The 20,832-nt window shown below is 48.0% G+C and carries 21 protein-coding genes; 12 read left to right on the top strand and 9 right to left on the bottom strand.

Annotated elements, in window-relative coordinates:
- Positions 1-560: 560 nt before the first annotated feature.
- Positions 561-1,184, bottom strand: coding sequence for a CcdC protein domain-containing protein (locus tag AC58PV_RS30290; protein WP_497436585.1), 624 nt, complete (start codon positions 1,182-1,184; stop codon positions 561-563).
- A gap of 143 nt (positions 1,185-1,327) precedes the next feature.
- Between AC58PV_RS30290 and AC58PV_RS30285 the strand changes: the two genes are divergently transcribed.
- From AC58PV_RS30285 to AC58PV_RS30270, 4 genes are all read left to right on the top strand, one after another.
- Positions 1,328-1,624: a hypothetical protein gene (locus AC58PV_RS30285; protein WP_497436584.1), complete on the top strand. Its 297-nt coding sequence runs from the start codon at positions 1,328-1,330 to the stop codon at positions 1,622-1,624.
- Complete coding sequence (locus AC58PV_RS30280; RefSeq protein ID WP_497436583.1) at positions 1,618-2,253, top strand: HAD-IA family hydrolase; 636 nt, start codon at positions 1,618-1,620, stop codon at positions 2,251-2,253. The genes AC58PV_RS30285 and AC58PV_RS30280 overlap by 7 nt, the downstream gene beginning before the upstream one ends.
- 156 nt (positions 2,254-2,409) lie before the next feature.
- The gene (gene lspA, locus AC58PV_RS30275; protein ID WP_497436581.1) at positions 2,410-2,886 is read left to right on the top strand and encodes a signal peptidase II; all 477 of its coding nucleotides are present in this window, start codon (positions 2,410-2,412) and stop codon (positions 2,884-2,886) included.
- A gap of 93 nt (positions 2,887-2,979) precedes the next feature.
- Positions 2,980-3,318 (top strand): hypothetical protein, encoded by a 339-nt coding sequence (locus AC58PV_RS30270; RefSeq protein WP_497436580.1) that lies wholly within the window; start codon positions 2,980-2,982, stop codon positions 3,316-3,318.
- Positions 3,319-3,376: 58 nt separating this feature from the next.
- Here the strand turns inward: AC58PV_RS30270 and AC58PV_RS30265 are convergent, their stop codons facing one another.
- Positions 3,377-5,527 (bottom strand): DNA topoisomerase III, encoded by a 2,151-nt coding sequence (locus tag AC58PV_RS30265; protein ID WP_497436588.1) that lies wholly within the window; start codon positions 5,525-5,527, stop codon positions 3,377-3,379.
- Positions 5,528-5,725: 198 nt separating this feature from the next.
- On the opposite strand from AC58PV_RS30265, the gene AC58PV_RS30260 reads away from it, so the two are divergent.
- From AC58PV_RS30260 to AC58PV_RS30250, 3 genes are all read left to right on the top strand, one after another.
- On the top strand, positions 5,726-7,348 hold the full coding sequence (locus AC58PV_RS30260) for a sensor domain-containing diguanylate cyclase (RefSeq protein ID WP_497436579.1): 1,623 nt from the start codon (positions 5,726-5,728) through the stop codon (positions 7,346-7,348).
- Between the two features lie 20 nt (positions 7,349-7,368).
- The gene (locus AC58PV_RS30255) at positions 7,369-8,052 is read left to right on the top strand and encodes a Rossmann-fold NAD(P)-binding domain-containing protein (RefSeq protein ID WP_497436578.1); all 684 of its coding nucleotides are present in this window, start codon (positions 7,369-7,371) and stop codon (positions 8,050-8,052) included.
- 146 nt (positions 8,053-8,198) lie between these two features.
- Positions 8,199-8,492 carry a Dabb family protein gene (locus tag AC58PV_RS30250; RefSeq protein WP_173114649.1) on the top strand — a complete coding sequence of 98 codons (294 nt, stop codon included), beginning with the start codon at positions 8,199-8,201 and terminating at the stop codon, positions 8,490-8,492.
- A gap of 123 nt (positions 8,493-8,615) precedes the next feature.
- Here AC58PV_RS30250 and AC58PV_RS30245 read toward each other — a convergent pair whose 3' ends face one another.
- Complete coding sequence (locus AC58PV_RS30245) at positions 8,616-9,473, bottom strand: AraC family transcriptional regulator (protein WP_497436577.1); 858 nt, start codon at positions 9,471-9,473, stop codon at positions 8,616-8,618.
- A 143-nt stretch (positions 9,474-9,616) separates the two neighbouring features.
- Here AC58PV_RS30245 and AC58PV_RS30240 point away from each other — a divergent pair, with 143 nt between their 5' ends.
- Positions 9,617-10,915 carry an alpha-glucosidase/alpha-galactosidase gene (locus AC58PV_RS30240; RefSeq protein ID WP_497436575.1) on the top strand — a complete coding sequence of 433 codons (1,299 nt, stop codon included), beginning with the start codon at positions 9,617-9,619 and terminating at the stop codon, positions 10,913-10,915.
- 457 nt (positions 10,916-11,372) lie between these two features.
- Here AC58PV_RS30240 and AC58PV_RS30235 read toward each other — a convergent pair whose 3' ends face one another.
- From AC58PV_RS30235 to AC58PV_RS30210, 6 genes are all read right to left on the bottom strand, one after another.
- Positions 11,373-11,690, bottom strand: a complete 318-nt coding sequence (locus AC58PV_RS30235) for a dehydrogenase (protein ID WP_497436574.1) — start codon at positions 11,688-11,690, stop codon at positions 11,373-11,375.
- Between the two features lie 74 nt (positions 11,691-11,764).
- Positions 11,765-13,972: an MMPL family transporter gene (locus AC58PV_RS30230; RefSeq protein WP_497436573.1), complete on the bottom strand. Its 2,208-nt coding sequence runs from the start codon at positions 13,970-13,972 to the stop codon at positions 11,765-11,767.
- Positions 13,973-14,045: 73 nt separating this feature from the next.
- Complete coding sequence (locus tag AC58PV_RS30225) at positions 14,046-15,425, bottom strand: sensor histidine kinase (protein WP_497436572.1); 1,380 nt, start codon at positions 15,423-15,425, stop codon at positions 14,046-14,048.
- Entirely contained in the window at positions 15,422-16,102 is a 681-nt protein-coding gene (locus AC58PV_RS30220; protein WP_497436570.1) for a response regulator transcription factor, read from the bottom strand. The genes AC58PV_RS30225 and AC58PV_RS30220 overlap by 4 nt, the downstream gene beginning before the upstream one ends.
- A gap of 175 nt (positions 16,103-16,277) precedes the next feature.
- Positions 16,278-16,724, bottom strand: a complete 447-nt coding sequence (locus tag AC58PV_RS30215; RefSeq protein WP_068663450.1) for a cupredoxin domain-containing protein — start codon at positions 16,722-16,724, stop codon at positions 16,278-16,280.
- Positions 16,725-16,809: 85 nt separating this feature from the next.
- On the bottom strand, positions 16,810-17,295 hold the full coding sequence (locus tag AC58PV_RS30210) for an HPP family protein (RefSeq protein WP_497436569.1): 486 nt from the start codon (positions 17,293-17,295) through the stop codon (positions 16,810-16,812).
- A gap of 78 nt (positions 17,296-17,373) precedes the next feature.
- Between AC58PV_RS30210 and AC58PV_RS30205 the strand changes: the two genes are divergently transcribed.
- The 4 genes from AC58PV_RS30205 (at position 17,374) to AC58PV_RS30190 (ending at position 20,559) form a co-directional block, all read left to right on the top strand.
- Positions 17,374-18,321, top strand: a complete 948-nt coding sequence (locus AC58PV_RS30205; protein WP_497436568.1) for a LysR family transcriptional regulator — start codon at positions 17,374-17,376, stop codon at positions 18,319-18,321.
- Between the two features lie 351 nt (positions 18,322-18,672).
- The gene (gene uptA / locus AC58PV_RS30200; protein WP_497436566.1) at positions 18,673-19,272 is read left to right on the top strand and encodes an undecaprenyl phosphate transporter UptA; all 600 of its coding nucleotides are present in this window, start codon (positions 18,673-18,675) and stop codon (positions 19,270-19,272) included.
- A gap of 75 nt (positions 19,273-19,347) precedes the next feature.
- On the top strand, positions 19,348-19,914 hold the full coding sequence (locus tag AC58PV_RS30195) for a thioredoxin family protein (protein ID WP_497436565.1): 567 nt from the start codon (positions 19,348-19,350) through the stop codon (positions 19,912-19,914).
- Between the two features lie 21 nt (positions 19,915-19,935).
- Positions 19,936-20,559 (top strand): MBL fold metallo-hydrolase, encoded by a 624-nt coding sequence (locus tag AC58PV_RS30190; protein ID WP_497436563.1) that lies wholly within the window; start codon positions 19,936-19,938, stop codon positions 20,557-20,559.
- The last annotated feature ends 273 nt before the right edge of the window (positions 20,560-20,832 follow it).

The raw sequence follows: 20,832 nt of genomic DNA, 5'->3' as shown, positions 1-20,832 counted from the left end.
TAAATTCATCATTGTACCTTTGCCGCTGTTCACCCATTGTGAACACCTCCTCGTTAATTGTATTATCTTAAATTTGTTAACGAGGTGTCCACTTTTTATTCTAGCTGCAAAAGGGATATTCCTCAGGTCAAAATGGCCTAGGGAGTATCCCTTTCTTGTTAAGTACTTAATTTGTTTAAAGGATGAAGTATGCGCAGCGCATTTGTGGACGATTTAGTGGAGAGTAGAGGGAAGTAAGAGTAGAAGTAAAAGTAGAGTGAGAATTAGTAGCAGAAGTAGCAGTAAAAGTACAAGAAGCTGTCCTTAAAAGTAGCCAATTGTTTAATTTGATTGGACAATTCAAACAAATCACAGTGAAGTCTATATTTAGCCCAGAAGGGAATAGGCTGATCAGTGGATGTAGTTCCTTTGATATTGTCCAAAAGAAGTGAAACGGAACGTAGATCCGCTATCACCGGATTATCAGCCATAAATCGGCATATCGCGATGAAATAGTGTCCTCACGTTCCGTAACTCTAATGAAATGAGCGAAATTGTCTAAATAGCGCCCTCACGTTCTGTTACTCTAACCGAACATTTGCCTGCGGGGTAATCATCTCGGTATTCGGAGCTACATGGTTCCCGACGATATCAGCTTCGCTATCCGGCAATCCTGCTCGATCCAGGTTGTTCCCTTCGCGCAGTAAGTAGCCAAAAAACAAAATGTAGTACGACACGATGATGAAGAAGACGCCTGCGGTGATGGGATCTTTTGAAAATTGAGAGAAATCAGCCGGTGTGAAGCTAGTTGTTGACCCGGTGGAGATAGCGACACTAGCGTAGCGATACGCAATGCGGCCTAGGAAGAGAACAAGGACGGTAATCTCAATCCAGAGATGTGTGCGATAGTACCAACCATCACTTCGATGCTCGAAGCGTGTATGGCGAATTGCAGTTCGACCGAGCAAGGCGCCGCCGGCAAGTCCGATTAGATAGCCGATGAAATGGATGGGATGGACGAAGCCCAGGAGGAAAATAATCACCCCGAATAAGCTGAACAAAGACAGACGAAAGGTGAGTCTGCCACGGGAAAGCTTTTGAAAGCCAATGGTACGCTTCACCCGTCGATAAATAAAAAAGCCAAAGATAAGAAACGGAATGACATAATGTAATGAGTCCTGCAGGGGGAAGCACCTCCAAACCAATCGTTGTATTTCCTAATTGTAGCAAATTTGGACGGTCTATCGTGAGAAATGTTATTCCGTTTACAAAATTGTGTCATACACTTAATAGTAGTTCGATACACTTACTATTACACACTCAAAGTGCCGCAAGGAGTTGACGGTAAATGGCTATGATCACTCATGTTAATGTATGTAACACTGTTAATGAAATTTACTGTTGTCTTCGTAACAAAATTGTGAAACTGGACGCGCAGCAAAAGGAGCAATTCTGCAATGGCTGTAAAATGTTCGCAGGTGGTGCAACAGGCTACAACCATGGTGTTTCTTGTACGTGGGAGGATTTGCGAACGGTAAGTAATCCATATGTGGTTCTGGATCCAGCTCAAGAGTTTAAACATAATCAAATTCGCCAAGTGCCGCCCGAGGGTCCGGCCTTATTTGTATATACACCCAGATGGTAAAGCACATCCTATTTGATTTTGACGGGACACTTGTCGATTCCAGGGCGCTCCTGGTTAAGCTCTATAATGAAATGGCTATGCAACATCGGTTCCGTCCCATCCGCGAACAGGACTTGGGGCCGTTGCGTTCCATGTCGATTTCTGAACGTGTAGATCGCTTAGGAGTACCTATGCTCCAAATTCCTAAACTGATGGTAGCGGGGCGGCAGCTCTATCACGAGAACATTCGATCCCTGCAAATCGTGCCTGGTATGAAAGAAGTCATTGCGAAGCTTTCCTCACAAGGGGTTAAAAGCTCGATTCTTTCTTCTAATTCAGAAGCGAATATTCGGCTTTTTTTACGAAAAAACAAGCTGGAAGGCGCCTTTAAGGAGATTATTTCTGCGAAGCATATTTTCGGTAAGCACCACTCCATTCGCAAAGTGATGAAGCAATGGGGAACGACGCCAGCACGGATGATTTATGTCGGTGATGAGTTGCGGGATATTGAGTCCTGTAAAAAGTTAGGTGTACCCATCGTAGCCGTAACGTGGGGTTATGATTCACCTCAACTGCTCCACAGTGGAAATCCGGACCATATGGCACACACGCCTGGTGAGCTGTACCGAACACTAATAAGTCTAAGTTAAGGGAACCTTAGCCGATCGAGAAGAGCCGCCACAGAAGCGCCTGAGGGGGCTTTTTGAGTTGTCATATAACCGCAAATCGCAGAATTAACAGGTAGTCCCCCATTTCAAGTAAAATAAGAATGAAGTTATAGTTTAAGAGTCCATGGGAGGGTTAATATGCTATTCTATTCAATTATTATCGTGATTACAGCTATCGATCAGCTGTCTAAGTATTGGATACGGTCCGTGATGACGGTTGGCGAATCCATGCCATTTTATAAAGATTTCATTTCATTTACGTATTATCAAAATAGTGGAGCAGCTGGCAGTTCCCTGCAGGGATGGGCTCCTATACTCGGTGTTCTAGCGGTTCTTATTGTGGCAGGGATATGGTGGTATCGTAGAAAAGGCGGCTTTCCGGGGATTCTGAAACAAAGTGCTGCTGCACTCCTAGTAGGTGGGGCGATTGGTAACGGCATTGAACGGCTTCTATTCGGGAAGGTCACCGATTTCATCGTAATTAACTCGGGTAATGGGATCATGAATCTAGCGGATATTGCTATTAATATAGGTGTTGTTCTGTATTTGGTGGACATGCTGTTATCGCAGAGAGGGAGATGGAAGGGGAATGGGAAGAATACACAAATTTCTTAGGTATTTAAGCCCTTTCATGAGAGATTCATATAGATCTAAAGAACTATTTATGGTATCCTTCTAGTAGGAATACGTCATAGGAGGGATAGTCACATGAAAGAGGATCGACAAGTACTTGTTGATGAGTTTTTTGCGATGATTCGAAAGCTGAACCGCACGGGATCGGATATTATGCATGTTAGGGAGTTTTTCTGGCGATCATCAGAAATTCGCGGATTTGTCCCGCCCAATGTGGAGTTTATGACAGTTCTCAAAACGTATAATGCGGTGCTTTTTCATGAGTTTCGGAAATCACTAGTACCTCATACAAGTATGCACATCCTAGCTAATGTTCACATGGAACCAGGCGATGCACTGGTTAGCTTGGGGATCACAACGTTAGAAGATCTCGAATTAGCGGTTAAAGGACGGATATTAACCAGAGCGCAATGAAATGTCATATCATACAAAAGCCCAAGCGAGTAAGTTATCGCTTGGGCTTTATTTGGTTCTAGTCTTCCTTCTTTTGCTGCTGAAGGGCTGCGAGCAGTTTGTCTGCGAGTGAGTTTCCAACGCTGGCAGAATCGGAAAATTGCTCAATCAGCTGGCGATTCGCTTTGGCTGTAGCCTTGCGGCCACCACCCCGTGACTCGCCGTCGATTTTCTCAACAACATTGCAGGGACGGCACTGAAAATATTTCCCGGCTTTACCCGTGTGTATTTCCATTTTCTTATGGCACTGTGGGCATCTATGGTTCGTTAATTGCCCGTCAGCCTCGCGTTTGTACGAGCATTCACGAGAGGAACAAACCAGATAACGACCCCGTTTGCCTTTGACTTCCTGAAGGAATTCCCCGCAATCCGGGCATTTACTGCCGGTTAAATTATGCGGTTTATAGGCTGCGGAGCTGTGTTTGACTTCATCGACTAGCTCAGCAGCTTTCTTGCGAATACTACTGAGGAAAGATTCCATGCTGCCTTTGCCTTTGGAAATGCGTTCAAGCTCCTGCTCCCAGCGTGCTGTAAGTTCAGGTGAACGGAGCTCCTCGGAAGCAAGCTCGATGAGTTGCGTGCCCTTGCCAGTAGGAATGAGCAAGGAGCCTTGGCGCTCGATCGTGTCAGAGGACACGAGTTTCTCGATGATATCAGCACGAGTCGCAGGTGTGCCAAGGCCGAATTTCTCCATCTGCGATAGCAAGGAAGCCTCATTATGGCGAGAAGGCGGCTTCGTTTGGCGGCTAACTTGGCGAACGTTGCGAGCGGTAACCGCGTCTTTCTCTGAAGCTTGGGGCAGCAGCTGCCCTGAATCTTCCTCGGATTCGGTGTCTTCGCGGTCAGGATCAGTGAAATCGGTGGCGCCGTATACATCTTTCCAACCGGCTTGCTTCACGACTTTACCTGATGCGTAAAGTTTCTCTCCGGCGATTTCAATCGTTAACTTCGTTTCATCGTAGCGGCAAGGACCGCTGAATAAGGCTAAGAATCGGCGAAGAATCAGATCATAGAGTCGACGCTCATCCGCACTTAATGTTGCAAGCGAGATCGCCTCACCCGTCGGGATAATCGCGTGGTGATCGCTGACTTTCGAATCGTCGACGATGCGTTTGGTAATCGTCAGCGGCTTCCTAATAAATGGCGCGGCTAGCGCCGCATAAGGGCCAATCGCTGACCCTTTCAGACGGCCAAGCAAGGTCGGTACCATATCGGAGGTCAAGTAGCGCGAATCCGTTCGCGGGTAGGTGACCAATTTGTATTGCTCATAGAGTCGTTGCAAAACATTCGACGTTTGTTTGGCAGAGAAGCCAAATTTACGGTTCGCATCGCGTTGCAGCTCTGTCAAATCATAAGCGAGTGGATGCGGAATCTGCTTCTCGGTCTTATTCACTTGCACGATGCGGCCGCTCTGACCTTGCAGCTTGGCTTTCAAGCTGTCGGCGCGCTCGCGATCCCATATGCGCGAGTCGCCCGTCTTCGGGTCCCGCCACTGGGCGCGGAAGGACCCGAGTTCGGCCTCGATCAACCAGTAGTCGACGGACCGGAAATCCCGGATTTCCGCCTCGCGGTTGATCATCATGGCCAGCGTGGGCGTCTGCACGCGCCCAGCGGATAACGACGCGCCGAACTTGCTGGTCAGCGCGCGGGTTACATTGAGGCCGATAAGCCAATCGGCCTCAGAACGACAGACGGCTGCTTGATACAGCCGGTTGTAGTCCGTGCCAGGCTTCAGCTGCGCGAAGCCTTCGCGAATCGCCTGATCCGTCTGCGACGAGATCCAAAGCCGTTTGAACGGCTTCTTCCAGCGGATCAGCTCCATAATCCAGCGCGCGACGAGTTCGCCTTCGCGTCCCGCATCGGTTGCGATGACCAGCTCGGAGAGGTCACCGCGACGGCTGAGATGCTCGATGGCACGAAACTGCTGCGACGTTTCTTTCATGACTTTGAGCTTCATTTTGCCTGGGATAATGGGCAGATCTTCTAAGTTCCAGGTCTTATACTTCGGATCGTAATCATCGGGTTCCGCGAGTGTGACGAGATGGCCAAGTGCCCAGGTAACGACATATTTGGCACCTTCAAAGTGGTGTTTCTGCTTCTGATTACACCCTAATACACGAGCAATTTCTTTGGCGACGCTTGGTTTTTCAGTTAGTACGAGAATTTTCATGGGGGCAATAACCTCTTTTCTACTTACCAACTAGCATAAGCGAAAGATTCCTACTTTTCAAACAGACAATATTTCGAACTATTCGTAGTTTTGCGAACTTTCGTGCCGAAAATCAGCGGAATTTGTCAATTTTCAACGGGAAATAAGGTATAATGGAGATATATAGATAGATATAGAATAAAAAGGGGGGAAACCTCAATGGGGCATGTGTTTTCTCTTTTCTCCGATCATACGATTAAAACAAGACTTCAACTCTGGATAAGCGCAATTATATTGGTGTTGGCTTTTTCAATCATCGTTCCCTTTTACTTTATAGAGAAGAGCAATCGGTTAGATGAGGCTAGGGTTCAACTCAAACAAGTGATTGCGTTACAGAGCTTATATATCGAACGCTGGAATCAGGAAAAGTTAGACGCGATTAAACGTTTCGCACTTTCAGATAATGCCAAGTTCCACCGTATTGGCGATTTGAAACGGGAGTTTCAAGATTATGCCTTGGTGAACTCGGAGTTTTATTCGATTACGTTCGTTGAGCCGGATGGCAACATTCGCACAGATACGACTTCGATTTATGTGGGAGATCGTCTGTACTACAAGCTTGGCAAGCAAAAGCAGAGCTTTGTTTCTGGTATTGTGATGTCCAAAGAAAATGGAAATCCTGTGATTACATTTTCCTCACCGGTACTCGGTGATCACGGTGAATTTAAGGGGATTGTGCTTGGCGTTGTTACCCTAGAGATGCTGAATAAACTCATTTCGCAGCTAAGTTTCGGGGATACAGGTGAAGTCTATGTCTTGGATGCTGAAGGCAATATTGTAACGGCCTCGAACCGTTCAGAGAATGGGACAATTACGCAACGCGTGACATCGGAAATTTATCACCGTGCTGTGTCGAATAGTACGGATCATAGTGCGTATATTGGCTTCCGTGGCGAAAGCGTGTATGGTCAATACCAATGGTCACCCGCCAAAAACTGGCTTGTTGTAGGGGAAATTACGCAAAGAGAGATTTTCCGCAAGTTAAATGCGTTAAGTATTACGATTATTATCATTTCCTTGATTGCACTGCTTCTCAGTGTCGCGGCTGCCGTGATGATTGCCTCCAAAATTGAGAGACCGATTCGCTACTTGCTGCGCGCTACGAAGATCATTCAGAAGGGGAATTACGATTACCAGATCAATGTGGAGAAAATTAGAACGGCTCCCGTGGAGCTGCGACAATTAGTGGCTACATTCAATCTCATGTCCGATCGGTTGAAATCCAACATTTCGTTATTGGAGCATTCGGCATGGATGGATCAATTGACAGATGTTCATAATCGGCGCTATATGATGCTAGAAGGCAACAAGCAATTGCATATGTGCATTATTTCTGGGCAGACATGTTCCGTCTTGATGATGGATATTGATCATTTTAAGAAAATAAATGACACATATGGCCACTTAGTTGGTGATGGCGTTCTCCATCATGTCGCGAGTATCCTCAGACGGTATGCGGGGGACGATGCGATTGTAGCGAGATATGGCGGCGAAGAGTTCATTATTCTGTTAATGAGGAAGGATGCGGCAGAGAGTGCTGCTTTGGCGGAGGAGTTACGAAATATTTTAATAGACGAACCATTTATCAAAGAATCTTTAACAGTCAAAATAACGACAAGCATCGGAGTCGCAGAATACTCACCGACATTGGAGTACGGAACGATGGTGCTGGAAGATATGGTTTCTAGAGCAGACCATGCGCTGTATCGCGCTAAGTCAGGCGGAAGAAATCGTGTCGTAGTTGATACCAAAAGGTTGTATGATGAAGAAGATCATGTATAAATACGACGCGGAGGTGTGCAATGAAAGGGAGAACGGCGATTGTTGCTGGAGGATCGGGTTTAGTCGGTAAGGAACTGATCAAGCAACTAGTGAATGATCCGGACTATGATAAAATTATTGCGTTAGTTCGTAAGAGGATGGATCTAGATCTGCCAAATGGACAGGGGAAACTTGAGCAGCGAGTAATTGATTTCGCTAAGCTGAGCGAGAGTCTGAAATCCTCCGAATTCGCGCATGCACATGTCTACTGTACGTTAGGGACAACCATTAAGAAAGCGGGCTCCAAACCACAGTTTCGTAGAGTAGATCGCGACTATCCTCTCCTGTTAGCCGAATTGGCGAGCAAGGGACAAGCCGACGCGTTCGCGATCGTGACAGCGATGGGAGCAGACCGCTCATCCTCCTTTTTCTACAATCAGGTAAAAGGAGAGGTGGAAGACAAGCTGCGGGGCATGCGCCTTCTCTCCCTTCACTTACTTCGGCCTTCACTTATTCTTGGCAACCGCGGGGAATTCCGATTAGGGGAGAAACTGGGAAGCATCGTTTCGCGGGCCATTGCTCCTTTGATGACGGGTCGACTTCGCAAGTATCGTCCTATCCATGCACATACGATTGCTACCGGCTTGATAAGAGCCGCGAAATCGGGGAAAACAGGCGTTCAGGTGCTTAGCTCGGATCGGATTGCCTCGATTGCGGGTCGATGACCGGGAAGCGCAGTCTGTTCAGGGTGTCATGCCTACGCCACAGTCATGGAGAATGAGAGTGGTACTCGCTTTGTGTTTTTGATAAGATTAGTGTCGTTCATTATTTATGTCCTAAATGTCTATAGAAAGAAGGTAAGGTTCACATCATGATTGATCATATCGTCCTAGTTAAATTTGCTGAAACTACTACACAAGAGCAGCTGCAAGAGGTTGTTGACCGTTTCAAAGCGTTGCGCGCTCATCTGACAGGTATCGTTGATATCCAAGCGGGGATTAACTTCTCCGAGAAAAATCAAGGATTCCAAGTTGTACTTTCGGTTCGTTTTGAAGATAAAGCTGCACTGGCAGCTTACGGTCCGAATCCAGAGCATCAAGCAGTAGCCGCGTATATTCGTGAAGTTGGTCGTGTAGACAGCTTAATCGTGGATATCGAGATTTAAGAACCAAATATAAATGGAGAAAATCCAGTTATCTTCCTATTTCAAATGGAAATGGGGAGACATAGCTGGATTTTTTCCATTTATTTCGTTGGAGGGCCTTCTTGGGGTCGACCTGTCATAGAGTTAGATATTTCGGAGTTCCTTCCGATACACCGATGGCGCGGAACCGCTCCACTTGTGGAACTGCTTCGAGAAATAGAGCGCATCATTGAAGCCGACGGAGGAGGCGACTTGATCGATGGTCATAGCGGTATGGAGCAGTTGCTTGGCCCGTTCCATGCGGATGTTGAACAGATACTGCATTGGAGATAATCCGGTGGATTGTTTGAACATTTTGCACAAATAGGTACGGTGATAACCCAAGCTGCGCGCGAGATGCTCGATCGAGACTGCTTGTGTATACTGCAATTCAAGATAGCGGATGGCTTGTCCGATCTGGCGCTGGATATCGGTCTCGGCGATTTGTTTGGTCGTGATGTGGTGTGTGTTTGTTCGTCCGAGTTCACGCAGGAGAAGCTTTAGCCAACCTTCGGATTCCAATTCTTCGAGTTCTGGAAATTCTGTCTGCTGGAAAGAGGCGCGAATATGCCGATAGTAGTGGCGAATCTTACGCGGATTACTGCCGGATATTACGGCTTGCTCAGGGGCCGCGCCAATGTGAGATAATATTGAGCTTGCATTCCGTCCTGTAAAGCCGACCCAAATATAATGCCAAGGGGTATCTGCATCTGCTATATACGAGAATAACTCTCCCGGAAAAATAATAAAGGTATCGCCAGCAGAACAGGTATAGGTGCGACCTCCTATTTCAAAGATACCATTGCCTGAGAGAACGGAATGAATTAAATAGTAATCATGAACGGCAGGTCCCATTTTGTGTTGGGGGAGGGGCTTGCCTTCCCCGCTGAATAGGACAGATAAGTCCGGATTGCTATGTAAGGGATTAATACTGATGTCGAAGTAGGTATGATCTTGATTCATAGGTGCCTCGCTTTTTTTATTGTTATCGTAATCCAAAAAACTACAAATGTCCATATTGGAGTTGTTTCAATCCATATTTTTCAAAGCGAGCTTGCGCTATAGTAAGGATATGATAATAGATTGACTATTGGAGGAGATCCCACATGTCCAAGATTACTTTTTTAGGTGCAGGAAGCACCGTTTTTGCCAAAAACGTACTAGGTGATTGTTTGCTTACCCCCGCGCTACAAGGCTATGAAATCGCTCTCTTTGATATTGATCATGAACGGTTGCAAGATTCGGCGAATATGCTGAACAACATTAAAAAAACGAGTGGAAGTACGTCTACGATTAAAGCATATACGAACCGTAAAGAAGCACTTAGCGGCGCTAAATTTGTGGTGAATGCGATTCAAGTAGGTGGCTATGATCCATGTACGATTACGGATTTTGAAATTCCGAAAAAGTATGGTTTGCGTCAAACGATTGCAGATACGGTTGGAATTGGCGGTATTTTCAGAAACTTGAGAACGATTCCGGTTATGCTGGATTTCGCTGCTGATGTGCGCGAGGTATGTCCTGACGCTCTATTCCTTAACTACACAAATCCGATGGCTGTACTGACAAATGTAATGAACACGTATGGCGGTGTGCGTACAGTTGGTCTGTGCCATAGCGTGCAAACTTGTGTGCCTGAATTGTTTAAGCATCTGGACATTGACCAAACAGGTGTGAAGGCCAAAATCGCGGGCATTAATCATATGGCTTGGTTGCTCGAAGTGTCGAAGGACGGCGTTGACCTCTATCCGGAGATTAAGAAACGCGCTGCTGAGAAGCAAAAAGAGAAGCACAAAGACATGGTTCGCTACGAAATGATGCTGAAATTCGGTCATTATATTACGGAATCTTCCGAGCATAATGCTGAGTATCACCCGTATTTCATCAAACGCAACTACCCAGAGTTGGTTGACCGCTTCAACATCCCATTGGATGAGTATCCGCGTCGTTGCGTTGATCAAATTAGCCGCTGGAAGCAAATGCGCGAAGATCTCGTGAACGATGCAAACTTGACGCATGAGCGTTCACATGAGTATGCTTCGTACATTTTCGAAGCGATCGAGACAGATGTGCCGTTCAAAATCGGCGGTAACGTCATGAACACTGGCTTGATCACGAACTTACCGCGCGAAGCTGTTGTTGAAGTGCCATGTTTGGTTGACCGTAACGGTGTAACACCTACTTACGTTGGTGATCTGCCTCCGCAATTGGCAGCGCTGAACCGTACGAACATCAACACGCAGTTGTTGACGATTGAAGCGGCGATTACTGGTAAGCGTGAGCATATTTATCATGCAGCGATGCTGGATCCGCATACATCAGCTGAGCTTTCCATGGATGATATCATCGCGATGTGCGATGAGTTGATTGAGGCTCATGGCAAGTGGCTGCCAGAGTATAAATAAGAATGAGGTCGTAGGGATGATGGTCCCTGCGGCCTTTTTTTTGGTCACGGGAGGGTGAGAGGCGCGTGGTGGGTGCTGAGCAGCATTTAACTGGAAAATCTACAGCTAAATTCACGTTTCAAGGGTGAAAATCGCGATTAGATGGAGAACAGGTAGCTAATTTTTGAAATATCGGCTGATCGGATGAAAATGAGTGGAATTAGCTACATATTTTCCATTTAATTTATAAAATGGCAGGAAATTAACTAATATAACTGTACTTTTTCCATCTAATTGTTAATTGGGGGGAATCTAGGCGTGTTACAGGGACGGAGGGGAAATAGCTGGATTGGCCAGTGATAGAAGTAGGTGAAGGGGAGTGGAGTGGGATTGGTGTGTGGTTAGTAGAATGTGAGTGAAATGGGCCAACGCAAATAAGAGCGGATGCACCGCTCTTATTATACGCAACTCGTTTGTGCTATCCACCAAATGCGTCGCGAAACGCCTCATTCAAGCTTTCCAGCTCCACGTTCCATATAGGAGCGACCTCGGGAGCAACATTTTCGCCGAACCAGTCGGCAAGCAAACGACGGTTGCTGCCATTCTCGACGATAAAGGGAAGACTAAGCATCACTTTTTTTACGTAAATAGTCTCGGCAGACTTGATTTGCTCGGGTGTGAGCCATATTTTTAACCGCTTAATGGTCCGATATAGCTCTTTGTTACATGCTCTCCGAATGGCACGAGCGTTGGGAAGTTGCTGTTTATGTCGTTCATTTTGTTTCTGATACACCATACAGGGATCGACACTCCTCTCTCTGTTATGTGTATGCACAGAGAGGGCGGAGAGCGACTCAAGACAAGAATCTATTACGCCCAAGTTCGTGGAGTAGGTGTATGCTCCGCCTTTGCCACACGCGGCCCCATCCCAGTCATCAATGCCGGAAGCAACATGCCTCGAACAAGGAAGGTGTCGATGAGAATGCCTGCTGCCATGGCGAACCCAAACAGCAGCAGCTCCTGCAAAGGCTGCGTCATTAAGACGCAGAAGGTCGCTGCTAGCACGATGCCAGCCGACGAGATGACACCGCCAGTCAATGCCGCACCGCGCTGCACGGCTACTCGCCAAGGATGACGCTGTGCTTCCTCTTGCACCCGTGAGACTAGAATGATGTTATAGTCCACACCTAACGAGATGAGGAAGATAAAGGTGTACATAGGTAGACGATAACTGAAGGCATCATGTCCAAACCCAAAATGAAACACACTCCACACAATCCCCATCGTAGCAGCGTAGGACAGCAGCATGGTGGCCATCATGGTAAGCGCCAATCGAATGGATCGTGCTTGCCAGATCAGCATAACGGTAATCAATAACGTAATGAGCGAGAAAATGACTAGCGTATCCCGCTTATTCATTGTACGGACATCAAGCTGCTCAGCTGTTTGGCCTGCGTAATGAAGGGTGAACTGGCTAGGTTCAAAGCCGCTCTGCTCAAGCACGGCAGCACTATCCTTACGTAAGTCAGAGATCACCTCAAGCGCAGCTTGATCATAGGGATTCATCTTCAGAATTAGCTGAAATTTCACCGTATGCTTCGGTAAATTCGCATTGCCAGGCGTTAACTCAGCTTGATCAATCCCTGGTGTAAATGAACCAATCCCCTCGTGCTCACGGATAAGTCCAGTCAATGTGTTCATTTTGCCAATAAAGGTCTCATCCCAAACGATTTCCTTCTTGGAGTCCATAAGAACCGTAACAGGCGCTAATTCCCCTGGTGGAAACTGTGCTTCCAACGTGTCAAAGCCTTGTCTGGAAGAAATATCGGAGGGAAAGGATTTCATGAGATTAAACGAGTAGCGCATACTTAGTGTGGATAGCGCAGGTGCCACCAATACGAGAATGAGCACAAGCGCGGTTATCCGTGGCTTTGCGGTAACGCGAGTGCTGATCCAAGCCCAGAAACCGCGAGGCTCCTCTTCCACTAGCGCCGCATCCTCACGTGGAATAAACGGCCAGAATGCTTTGCGCCCAATCAAAGCAAACAGGGCAGGAATTAGCGTCAGTCCACCAAGCAGAATAACCAACATCGCAATGGAGAAGACTGGTGCAAAGTTATGATAGGGCTTGAACACAGCTGCGAATAATGTGAGCATAGCGATAAGCACGGTGCCGCCGCTGAAGAAAATCGGTTCTGCTACGTTGGAGAAGGCTTTCGACATCGCATCGTACTTGGAATCCGTTGACCGCAGGGCGACACGGTAGCGCGTAATGATAAATAAGCAGTAGTCCGTCAGCACAGCGAAAAGTAAGATCATCATGATGGAGAGGGACTGCTTCTCGACGAATATCCAGCCCATTTTGCCCGCTAAACCGATGACTCTATCGACAACCGCATACACCATGCCTGCAATCACTAAGGGTAACAAAGCCAGCAGCGGGGAGCGATAGATGACGATTAAAATGATGAGAATAATCCCAAGTGTGGCGAGCATTAACACGAAATCGGCTTTCTTGAAGAGCATGATGGTATCCGATGAGATACCCGCAGGACCTGTGATGTCAAGCTTCATCGACCCTAGGCCTTGCTGCTCTGACCTATGACGAATGAGTTCAAGCGTATCGTAGACAGGACCTGATGCCAGATCCTTCTGTAGGGAGAGCGTTAACAAGAGCGTTGTTCGATCTGTGGAAAATAAGAGCTCCTGCTGCGCGGCGGGCATGTGATGAAAAGGTAGCGAACTCGTGACGTAAGGTGGTTTCTGATCAGAGGCTAGCCACGAACTGATGCTCGTTATAGCCCCCCGCTCAGCATCCGTAATGGGTTGCTCGGCATGGAACACGAGGAGGGCGGTTAAGCCGTCTTGGGAAGGATAGGCTTCTTGTAATACCTGTTTAGCTTGTTCAGACAGGGTATGGCCAGCTAGGCTGCCTTCACCGCCGCTTAGGGCAACTTCTTTGGAGGATGGCGCTAATGCGCTTAATAAAAGTATGGCAGCTAGCCAGCTAATGAGTACGATTTTGGCGCCTTTGGCACTGCTAACGAACTGGGCAAGACGTGATAACGCATGTTTCATGCAGGTTCATTCCCCTCTCCTAAATCTAATTCACATAGTAGGAGAGGAATATGAACGGATGATGAATGGGAGATTACATTCGGGGCAGTCGAACGGTGAAAGTCGTACCTTTGCCGAGCTCACTCTGCACATGGATGCTGCCCCCGTGCAGCTCGATGATTTTCTGAACAATCGATAGACCAAGGCCCGTGCCCGCACTAGCGCGGTTTCGGGAGCGATCCGCTTTGTAGAAGCGGGTGAAAATATGAGGCAAATCCGCCTCCGACATGCCAATCCCTGTGTCGCTTACGACGACGGTGACCCATGTCTCTGATGACTGAATCGCAAGGTGTAACGTGTCCTGTGGGCGAGCGTATTTGATGCCATTCGTAATGAGATTCAGCCAAACCTGATGCAGTAATTGGTGGTCGGCGGAGACATCAGTTTCAGGTAAGTCTAGTTCGATGTCGAGCGTTTTCTCCGACCATTGCCACTCGGTAAGAATGAGAATTTGGCGGATTTGTTCATCCAGCCGGTACCTGGTGCGTTTCACTACATGACTTTCTTTGTCTAACGAGGCTAGGGTTAAAAGCTGTTTGCTGAGAGAGGACAATCTACGGCTTTCGTCTAAAATGATATGAAGATAGCGCTCCTTCTCCTCCTCGGAGGTCGTCTGATCCAGGATAGATTGGGCGAAGCCCTGAATCGAAGTTAATGGAGACTGAATTTCATGGGAGACATTGCCCACGAATTCCTGCCGCATAGCTTCTACCTGTTTGAGCGATTGCGCCATGTAGGTGAAATCCCGCGCTAGCTCCCCAATTTCATCCTGCCGGGAAACGTCCATCTTCATATCGTAGCTTCCGCCAACGATTCGCCTTGTGGCTTCTCGTAATCTGGTGACAGGCTTCACGATAAATTGGGAGAGAAGAATAATAAGGACGATGCTGAAAAGGAACGTAAGTCCCAGCAAAAAAGCCATCAGGACGCGCACGCCACCGATTTGCTGTTCAAGATTAGGTCGTACAAATAAGGCATATGTTTTCCCTTGCACCTGCAGGGGGATGCCGATACTGTTGCGCAGGCTATCCTCAAAATACCCGATAACCATGAGAAAATGACGCTCCTGCAGCATCCCGCGGTACGTTTCACCTGCTAGAACGTGTTTGACTTGCTCCGGATCGAACTGCGTATGTTTATACGGTGTTCCATAGAAGGTCCCCGCCATTTGGTCATCAACGACATACAATTGGAATCCCATATTGGCAATATGAGTGAAGTAGGAAGCGGGTGCTACACTTGGCATTTCCATGTACAGCTCGCTGATTTCCGTTGTGATTTTCCAAATCTGCTCCTCGTTCTGATCCCTTAATTTCGCTAGATAATACCAATTCGATAGAAAGAGTGCGAGCACGGAGCTGACCATAGCGATCAGAATAAACGTAACAACGATGCGAAAATATAAGGTTTTCACCCTTCCGTCACCTCAAGCTTGTAACCAAGTCCCCTCACCGTCGTAATCATAAAGTCACTTGTTTTGTCATAAAAACGCTCCCGCAGTCGCTTGATATGAACATCGATGGTTCGGCTGTCACCTTCATAATCTGTGCCCCAAAGCATGTGAATCAGTTGCTCACGCGTGAAAATGCGCCCAGGATGACTTGCTAATTGAGCGAGCAGCTGAAACTCTTTGAGCGGTAACAGCAGGGTTTCACCTGCGATCGTGACTTCATAGCTCCTGCGATTAATGACCGTGTGGCCAAGTGTAATCATCTCCGAGGAAACGAGTTGGTATCGCCGCAATAAAGCGCGGGCTCGGAAAAGCAGTTCCTTCGGCTCGAATGGTTTTACCAGGTAATCATCGGTGCCGGAGGCAAAGCCCTTTTCTTTATCCTCCATGTCTCCTTTGGCGGTCACAAGAAGAACAGGAATATCGTAGTGTTCGCGGATTTCCGCGCACAGTTCCAAGCCGTCACGCAGAGGCATCATCACATCAACGACGGCTAGGTGGATTTGTTCCGTTTCCAGCAGTTTTGAGGCTTGTTCACCATCACTTGCTTCGAAGACCGCATACCCTTCTTTGGAAAAAAGGAAGCGCATCAGTTCGCGAATATGGGCATCGTCATCGACGACGAGTACATGTGTTTTCACAGGGGAGGCACCTTCTTCATTAGGAATCAATTGAGCTTGGCCTCAGTGTAAACGAAAAGAAACCTTAATGCCACTTCTGATCTCAAGCCGACGTCAGATGACGATTCGAGGTGAGAGAAGGAGGACATAAGGCTTCGGTGAAACTACTTTGATGAACAAAATTTGATAAAGGAACTTAATGAACTTCAATATAGCCAATCATGGGCCCGTTATGTGCCATGTCCGTATGTGTCATGCAGATGAGGCGATAGGTGCCAGCTTGATTGGCGGTAAAATGAACGATGGTTTCTTTGCCTTTTTTGATCTCACCGGAGATATTGAGTCCCTCTATGAGGAAGGGGTGGCTCTCCCCATTGACGCCAAGGATGCTGAGCTTGATACGCTCGCCTTTTCTCACGTCGACGGAACCAGGGTCCCAGCGATAGGCTTCGATGGTTTTGCCATCAGCGGTAGTGGACTTGAATTCCCCAACAACCATGTGGATCGTACGTTCAGACGTAGGTTCCGCTAAGGTTGGCAGGACGGTATCTCGATTGACATACAGCCATCCAATGAGAAGGAGAAGAAGTGCGGCTGCAAGCTGAAGAACATGTTTGCGTTTGATAATCCATACTCGGGACATAGGGTCCGCCTCCTGTACAAGGGTCTTGTACATCTTATGCGGGGGCTTGTCAGCGCATGAATGGGAATTGCGAGTGATGAGTGAGTCACCACCACTGCGTGGGGTAGTGGTGGACACGAGTTGCCCGGTGATACCCGTAGGCAACGAGCACGATCAGCGCTGCGCCGAGCAGCACCGGCGTGAGCAGAAAGCTCCAGCCGGCTCCCGTGAGCATCACGAGCAGCGGGTCGGCGCCTGCAGGCGGATGCAGCGTGCGTGTCAGCTGCATGAGCGTGATGGCGGCACCGACCGCGAGAGCGAGGCTCCACGCGTGCACGCCGAACGCGGTGAGGGCGCAGAGCCCGACGAGCGTGCTTAGCACGTGGCCGCCGATAAGGCTGCGGGGCTGGGCGAGCGGGCTCTGCGGGAGCGCGAAGGCGATGACGCAGGAGGCGCCGAAGGGTGCCATCAGCAGCGAGACGCTGGCGAGGTCGCCGAGCAAGCTGCACAGCAGGATGGCGAGGAAGCCGCCGATGCCGGGGGCGAGCTTTATGAACAAGGGAGAGAAGTGCGGTCGAAGACGAGTGAACATAGGGTCTGCCTCTTTTCATTGTGATATCTCTGATGGTATCATCAGAGGAGATATTTGAATAACGAATGATTTCGATAGTTGATATTCGATAATTCGATGGGTGGTGTGTTGCTCATGTTGGAACAGATGGATGGCAGAAGCATGAAAACCTTCGTTACGGTGATGGAGGAGAAGAGCTTCAGCAAAGCGGCACTTAAGCTTGGTTATGTGCAGTCCACGGTTACGACGCATATTCTGCAGTTGGAGCAAACCCTGGGACAGGCGCTTTTCACGCGGTTGCCGCGCGGGGTTGAATTGACAGCGGCGGGTCGCGAGGTGGCGCCGTTCGCTTACCGATTCTTGCAGTTGGGCGAATCTCTGCAGGAGAAGCTGATGGGCTTGCAGGAACCCAAGGGCGTAGTGCGCCTGCGTGCGCTGGAATCATTCTGCGTACCGCATCTGCCGATGATGCTGCCTACGTTGTTCGAGCGGTTTCCACAGATCCAGCTGCAGCTGGAAACGGGCTTTCAACGCGACATTATCCAGGAGGTATCGGCATACCGCGTGGATTTAGGCATTGTGCCGCGCGATCCCAAGGTGCGCAATCTCACTTTTATCCCGCTGCTCGCGGATGAATTGGTGTGGGTCGGGGCTCCGTCACTCGTGAAGCGCATCGGGCTGGAGGGCTGGGAAGCGATCGCGCAGACACAGGTCATCGGCTTCGGCAGCCGCTGCATTTATCAATCTTTGGCTTCTCAGGTACTAGCGGACAAAGGGCTCGCTACGTTTACCGAAATGGCCTTCGACAGCACGGAAATGCTCAAACAGACGATGATGTGCGGCATGGGCCTTTCCTTGCTGCCTGTCACTTCGGTGCAGAAGGAGCTTGAAGCGGGTAAGCTGCTTCGTGTTGAGTCGGAGCCAGCGATTCCGTTAGAACACGGGCTGATTCATCGCGTAGGCAAAGAGCTCAGCGCACCCGTGGAAGCATGCAAATTGCACATATTGGCGTATTTCAACGATGAGTTGCATACAAGTAGAGGATAGCGGCCTGTCTATGATAGAATGTGGGTGAGATTAGAAAATTCAGGGTTTAGAATAAGGCAGCATGTTCAGGTTAGATTCGATCTCATACCTCATAGGGAAGTATGGCGCCTCCTCCTAGGCTTTTAACAGGAAAAACTACAGCTAATTATGAGGATTACCAATGAAAAAGTAGCATACATGGAAAATATCCAGTTATTTGGCTGAGTTTAGGTGATTTTGAGAAGAATGGGCGATTTTAGATGGATAAAATCCAGTTATTCTCTTTCTTTTGATCCTATCGGTCCAATTAAATGTATGTTTTCCAGCTAAGTAGCAAATGTAATGGAAAGCGAAGCGAAGAGAGGGTTACGTATGCATGAGTTGATTCAAAATGTTTTGGTATATTTGGAAGGCCTGGGGTACTGGGGGATTTTCCTTGGACTCATGTTGGAAGTCATTCCGAACGAATTGCTGTTAGCCTACGCAGGGTATCTCGTATCCAAAGGTCAAATTAACTTCGTGGGCGGCATGGTGTGCGCGGTCGTTGGGGGGACGTTGGCTCAGGTTGTTTTGTACTGGATCGGACGCTACGGGGGCAGACCTTTTCTAGAGAGATATGGCAAATACCTGCTGATCAGTAAGCATCATATCGATGTAGCGGAAAGCTGGTTTAACCGGTATGGTACAGGGATGATTTTTACAGCGAGATTTATTCCAATCGTACGTCATGCGATCTCGCTGCCAGGTGGAATGGCCAAAATGCCATTAGGCAAGTTCACTTTGTACACGGGATTAGCGTTAGTTCCTTACTCGTTCTTGTATATTTATCTAGGCATGAAGCTGAAGGACAATTGGGAGACGATCGGCGAATACGCAGGGCCTTATATTAAACCATTAATTATCGCTGCGGTCGTGCTGACGATTCTGTATGCGGGCTATCAATTTTATCTCAAAAGAAAAACGAAAGTCTAGCAAGTAGATTTGGCGGATTCGTTTGCTTTTGTTACAATGAGTGAGAAATAGGATGATCCTGGGAGGATGATAACGATGGGTGCAAATCTTGCTAGTAAGTTAGGTACGGGCCTGAAGCCGAAACAGTTTATCGAGAGTATGGAGAAAAATAAAGAGCAATTTTTGGCGTATTACGATGGTTTTGCCTGGGACAATGAAGAGGATAAAGAATATTTCGAGTCCCTGAATAATCGCGATGATCTTCGCTGCTTGATTATTGCTGCTGACTGGTGTGGCGATGTAGTTCGCAACGTTCCTGTCGTTTTCAAGGCTTTGGAAGATAGCGGCGTTCCTACGGAAGTGCTGATTATTGAACAAAACTATGATGTGATTGACCAGTTCCTGACAGGCGGCGGACGTGGGATTCCAATCGTCGTATTCACGGATACTGGCGGCTTCTCGCTTGGACACTGGGGACCTCGTCCGAAGAACGTGCAAGCGGTTATGACACAATTCAAGAAAGATAATCCAGATCGCGATGCGGCTGATTATAACGAAAAAATTCAAGTAGCCAGAGCCGAAATGGGTCGTCAATATGGCGAAGGTAACGGATACCATGCTGTTATTGTGAAGGAACTTCGTTCATTGATCGAATCGTTCTAAAAAGGTGAAGGTGGCATCACGATGATCAACATTCAATCCTTCGTTCTGGGTCCGGTTCAGACAAATGCGTACTTACTGTCGAATCCAGAGACGAATCAAGGCATTATTATCGATCCCGGTATGAATCCGAAGTCGCTGATTAAGAAAATTGCCGACATGGATATCGTGGCGATCTTGCTGACGCATGCGCATTTCGATCACATCGGCGGCGTTGACGAGATTCGTAAGCTCAAGGGCTGTCCGGTGTATATTCATGACCTGGAAGCCGATTGGCTGACGAATCCGAAGAAGAACGGCTCCGCACGCTGGCCTGATCTCGGCGCTCCGATTGTAACGGATCCAGCGGAATTCGCTCTGGATGAGGGGCAAGTGCTGGAGTTCCTTGGCATTAAGCTCAAGGTATTCCATACGCCTGGCCACTCACCAGGCAGTGTGAGCTTCTTGTATGACAATCACCTGTTCAGCGGTGATGTGTTGTTTAAACTATCTGTTGGTCGTACCGACTTGCTCGGTGGAGACAACAATACCTTGCTGGATTCCATTCAGGACAAACTGTTCCTGCTGGATGACGAAGTCATCGTCTACTCCGGGCATGGCACGAAGACGACGATTGGCTTTGAACGTGAGAATAATCCATACGTGTAAAAATGGAAGGGCTGCTCCCGCTGTTGTGGGGGCGGCCCTTTTTGTGTTTGATGGGGCTTGGGGAAATAGTCGAAAAGATCGACTAACCCGGGGTGAAAGTAGCTTCCTGCTTATGCTCGTTCGCCCATGACACCCACCCAATTTATTTATAAACTGGGTATTTACCGTGTGCAACGTAGGTGCTCCCCCATAGACTGATGTTGTAAGCTATTCACCCAACTTAAACAATAACCTTTAAGTTAAACCGTATGCTTGTGCAAGTCCCGATAGGGA

It is taken from the genome of Paenibacillus sp. J22FR83 (assembly GCF_059691955.1).
This window is presented reverse-complemented; position numbering and strand designations above follow the sequence as displayed.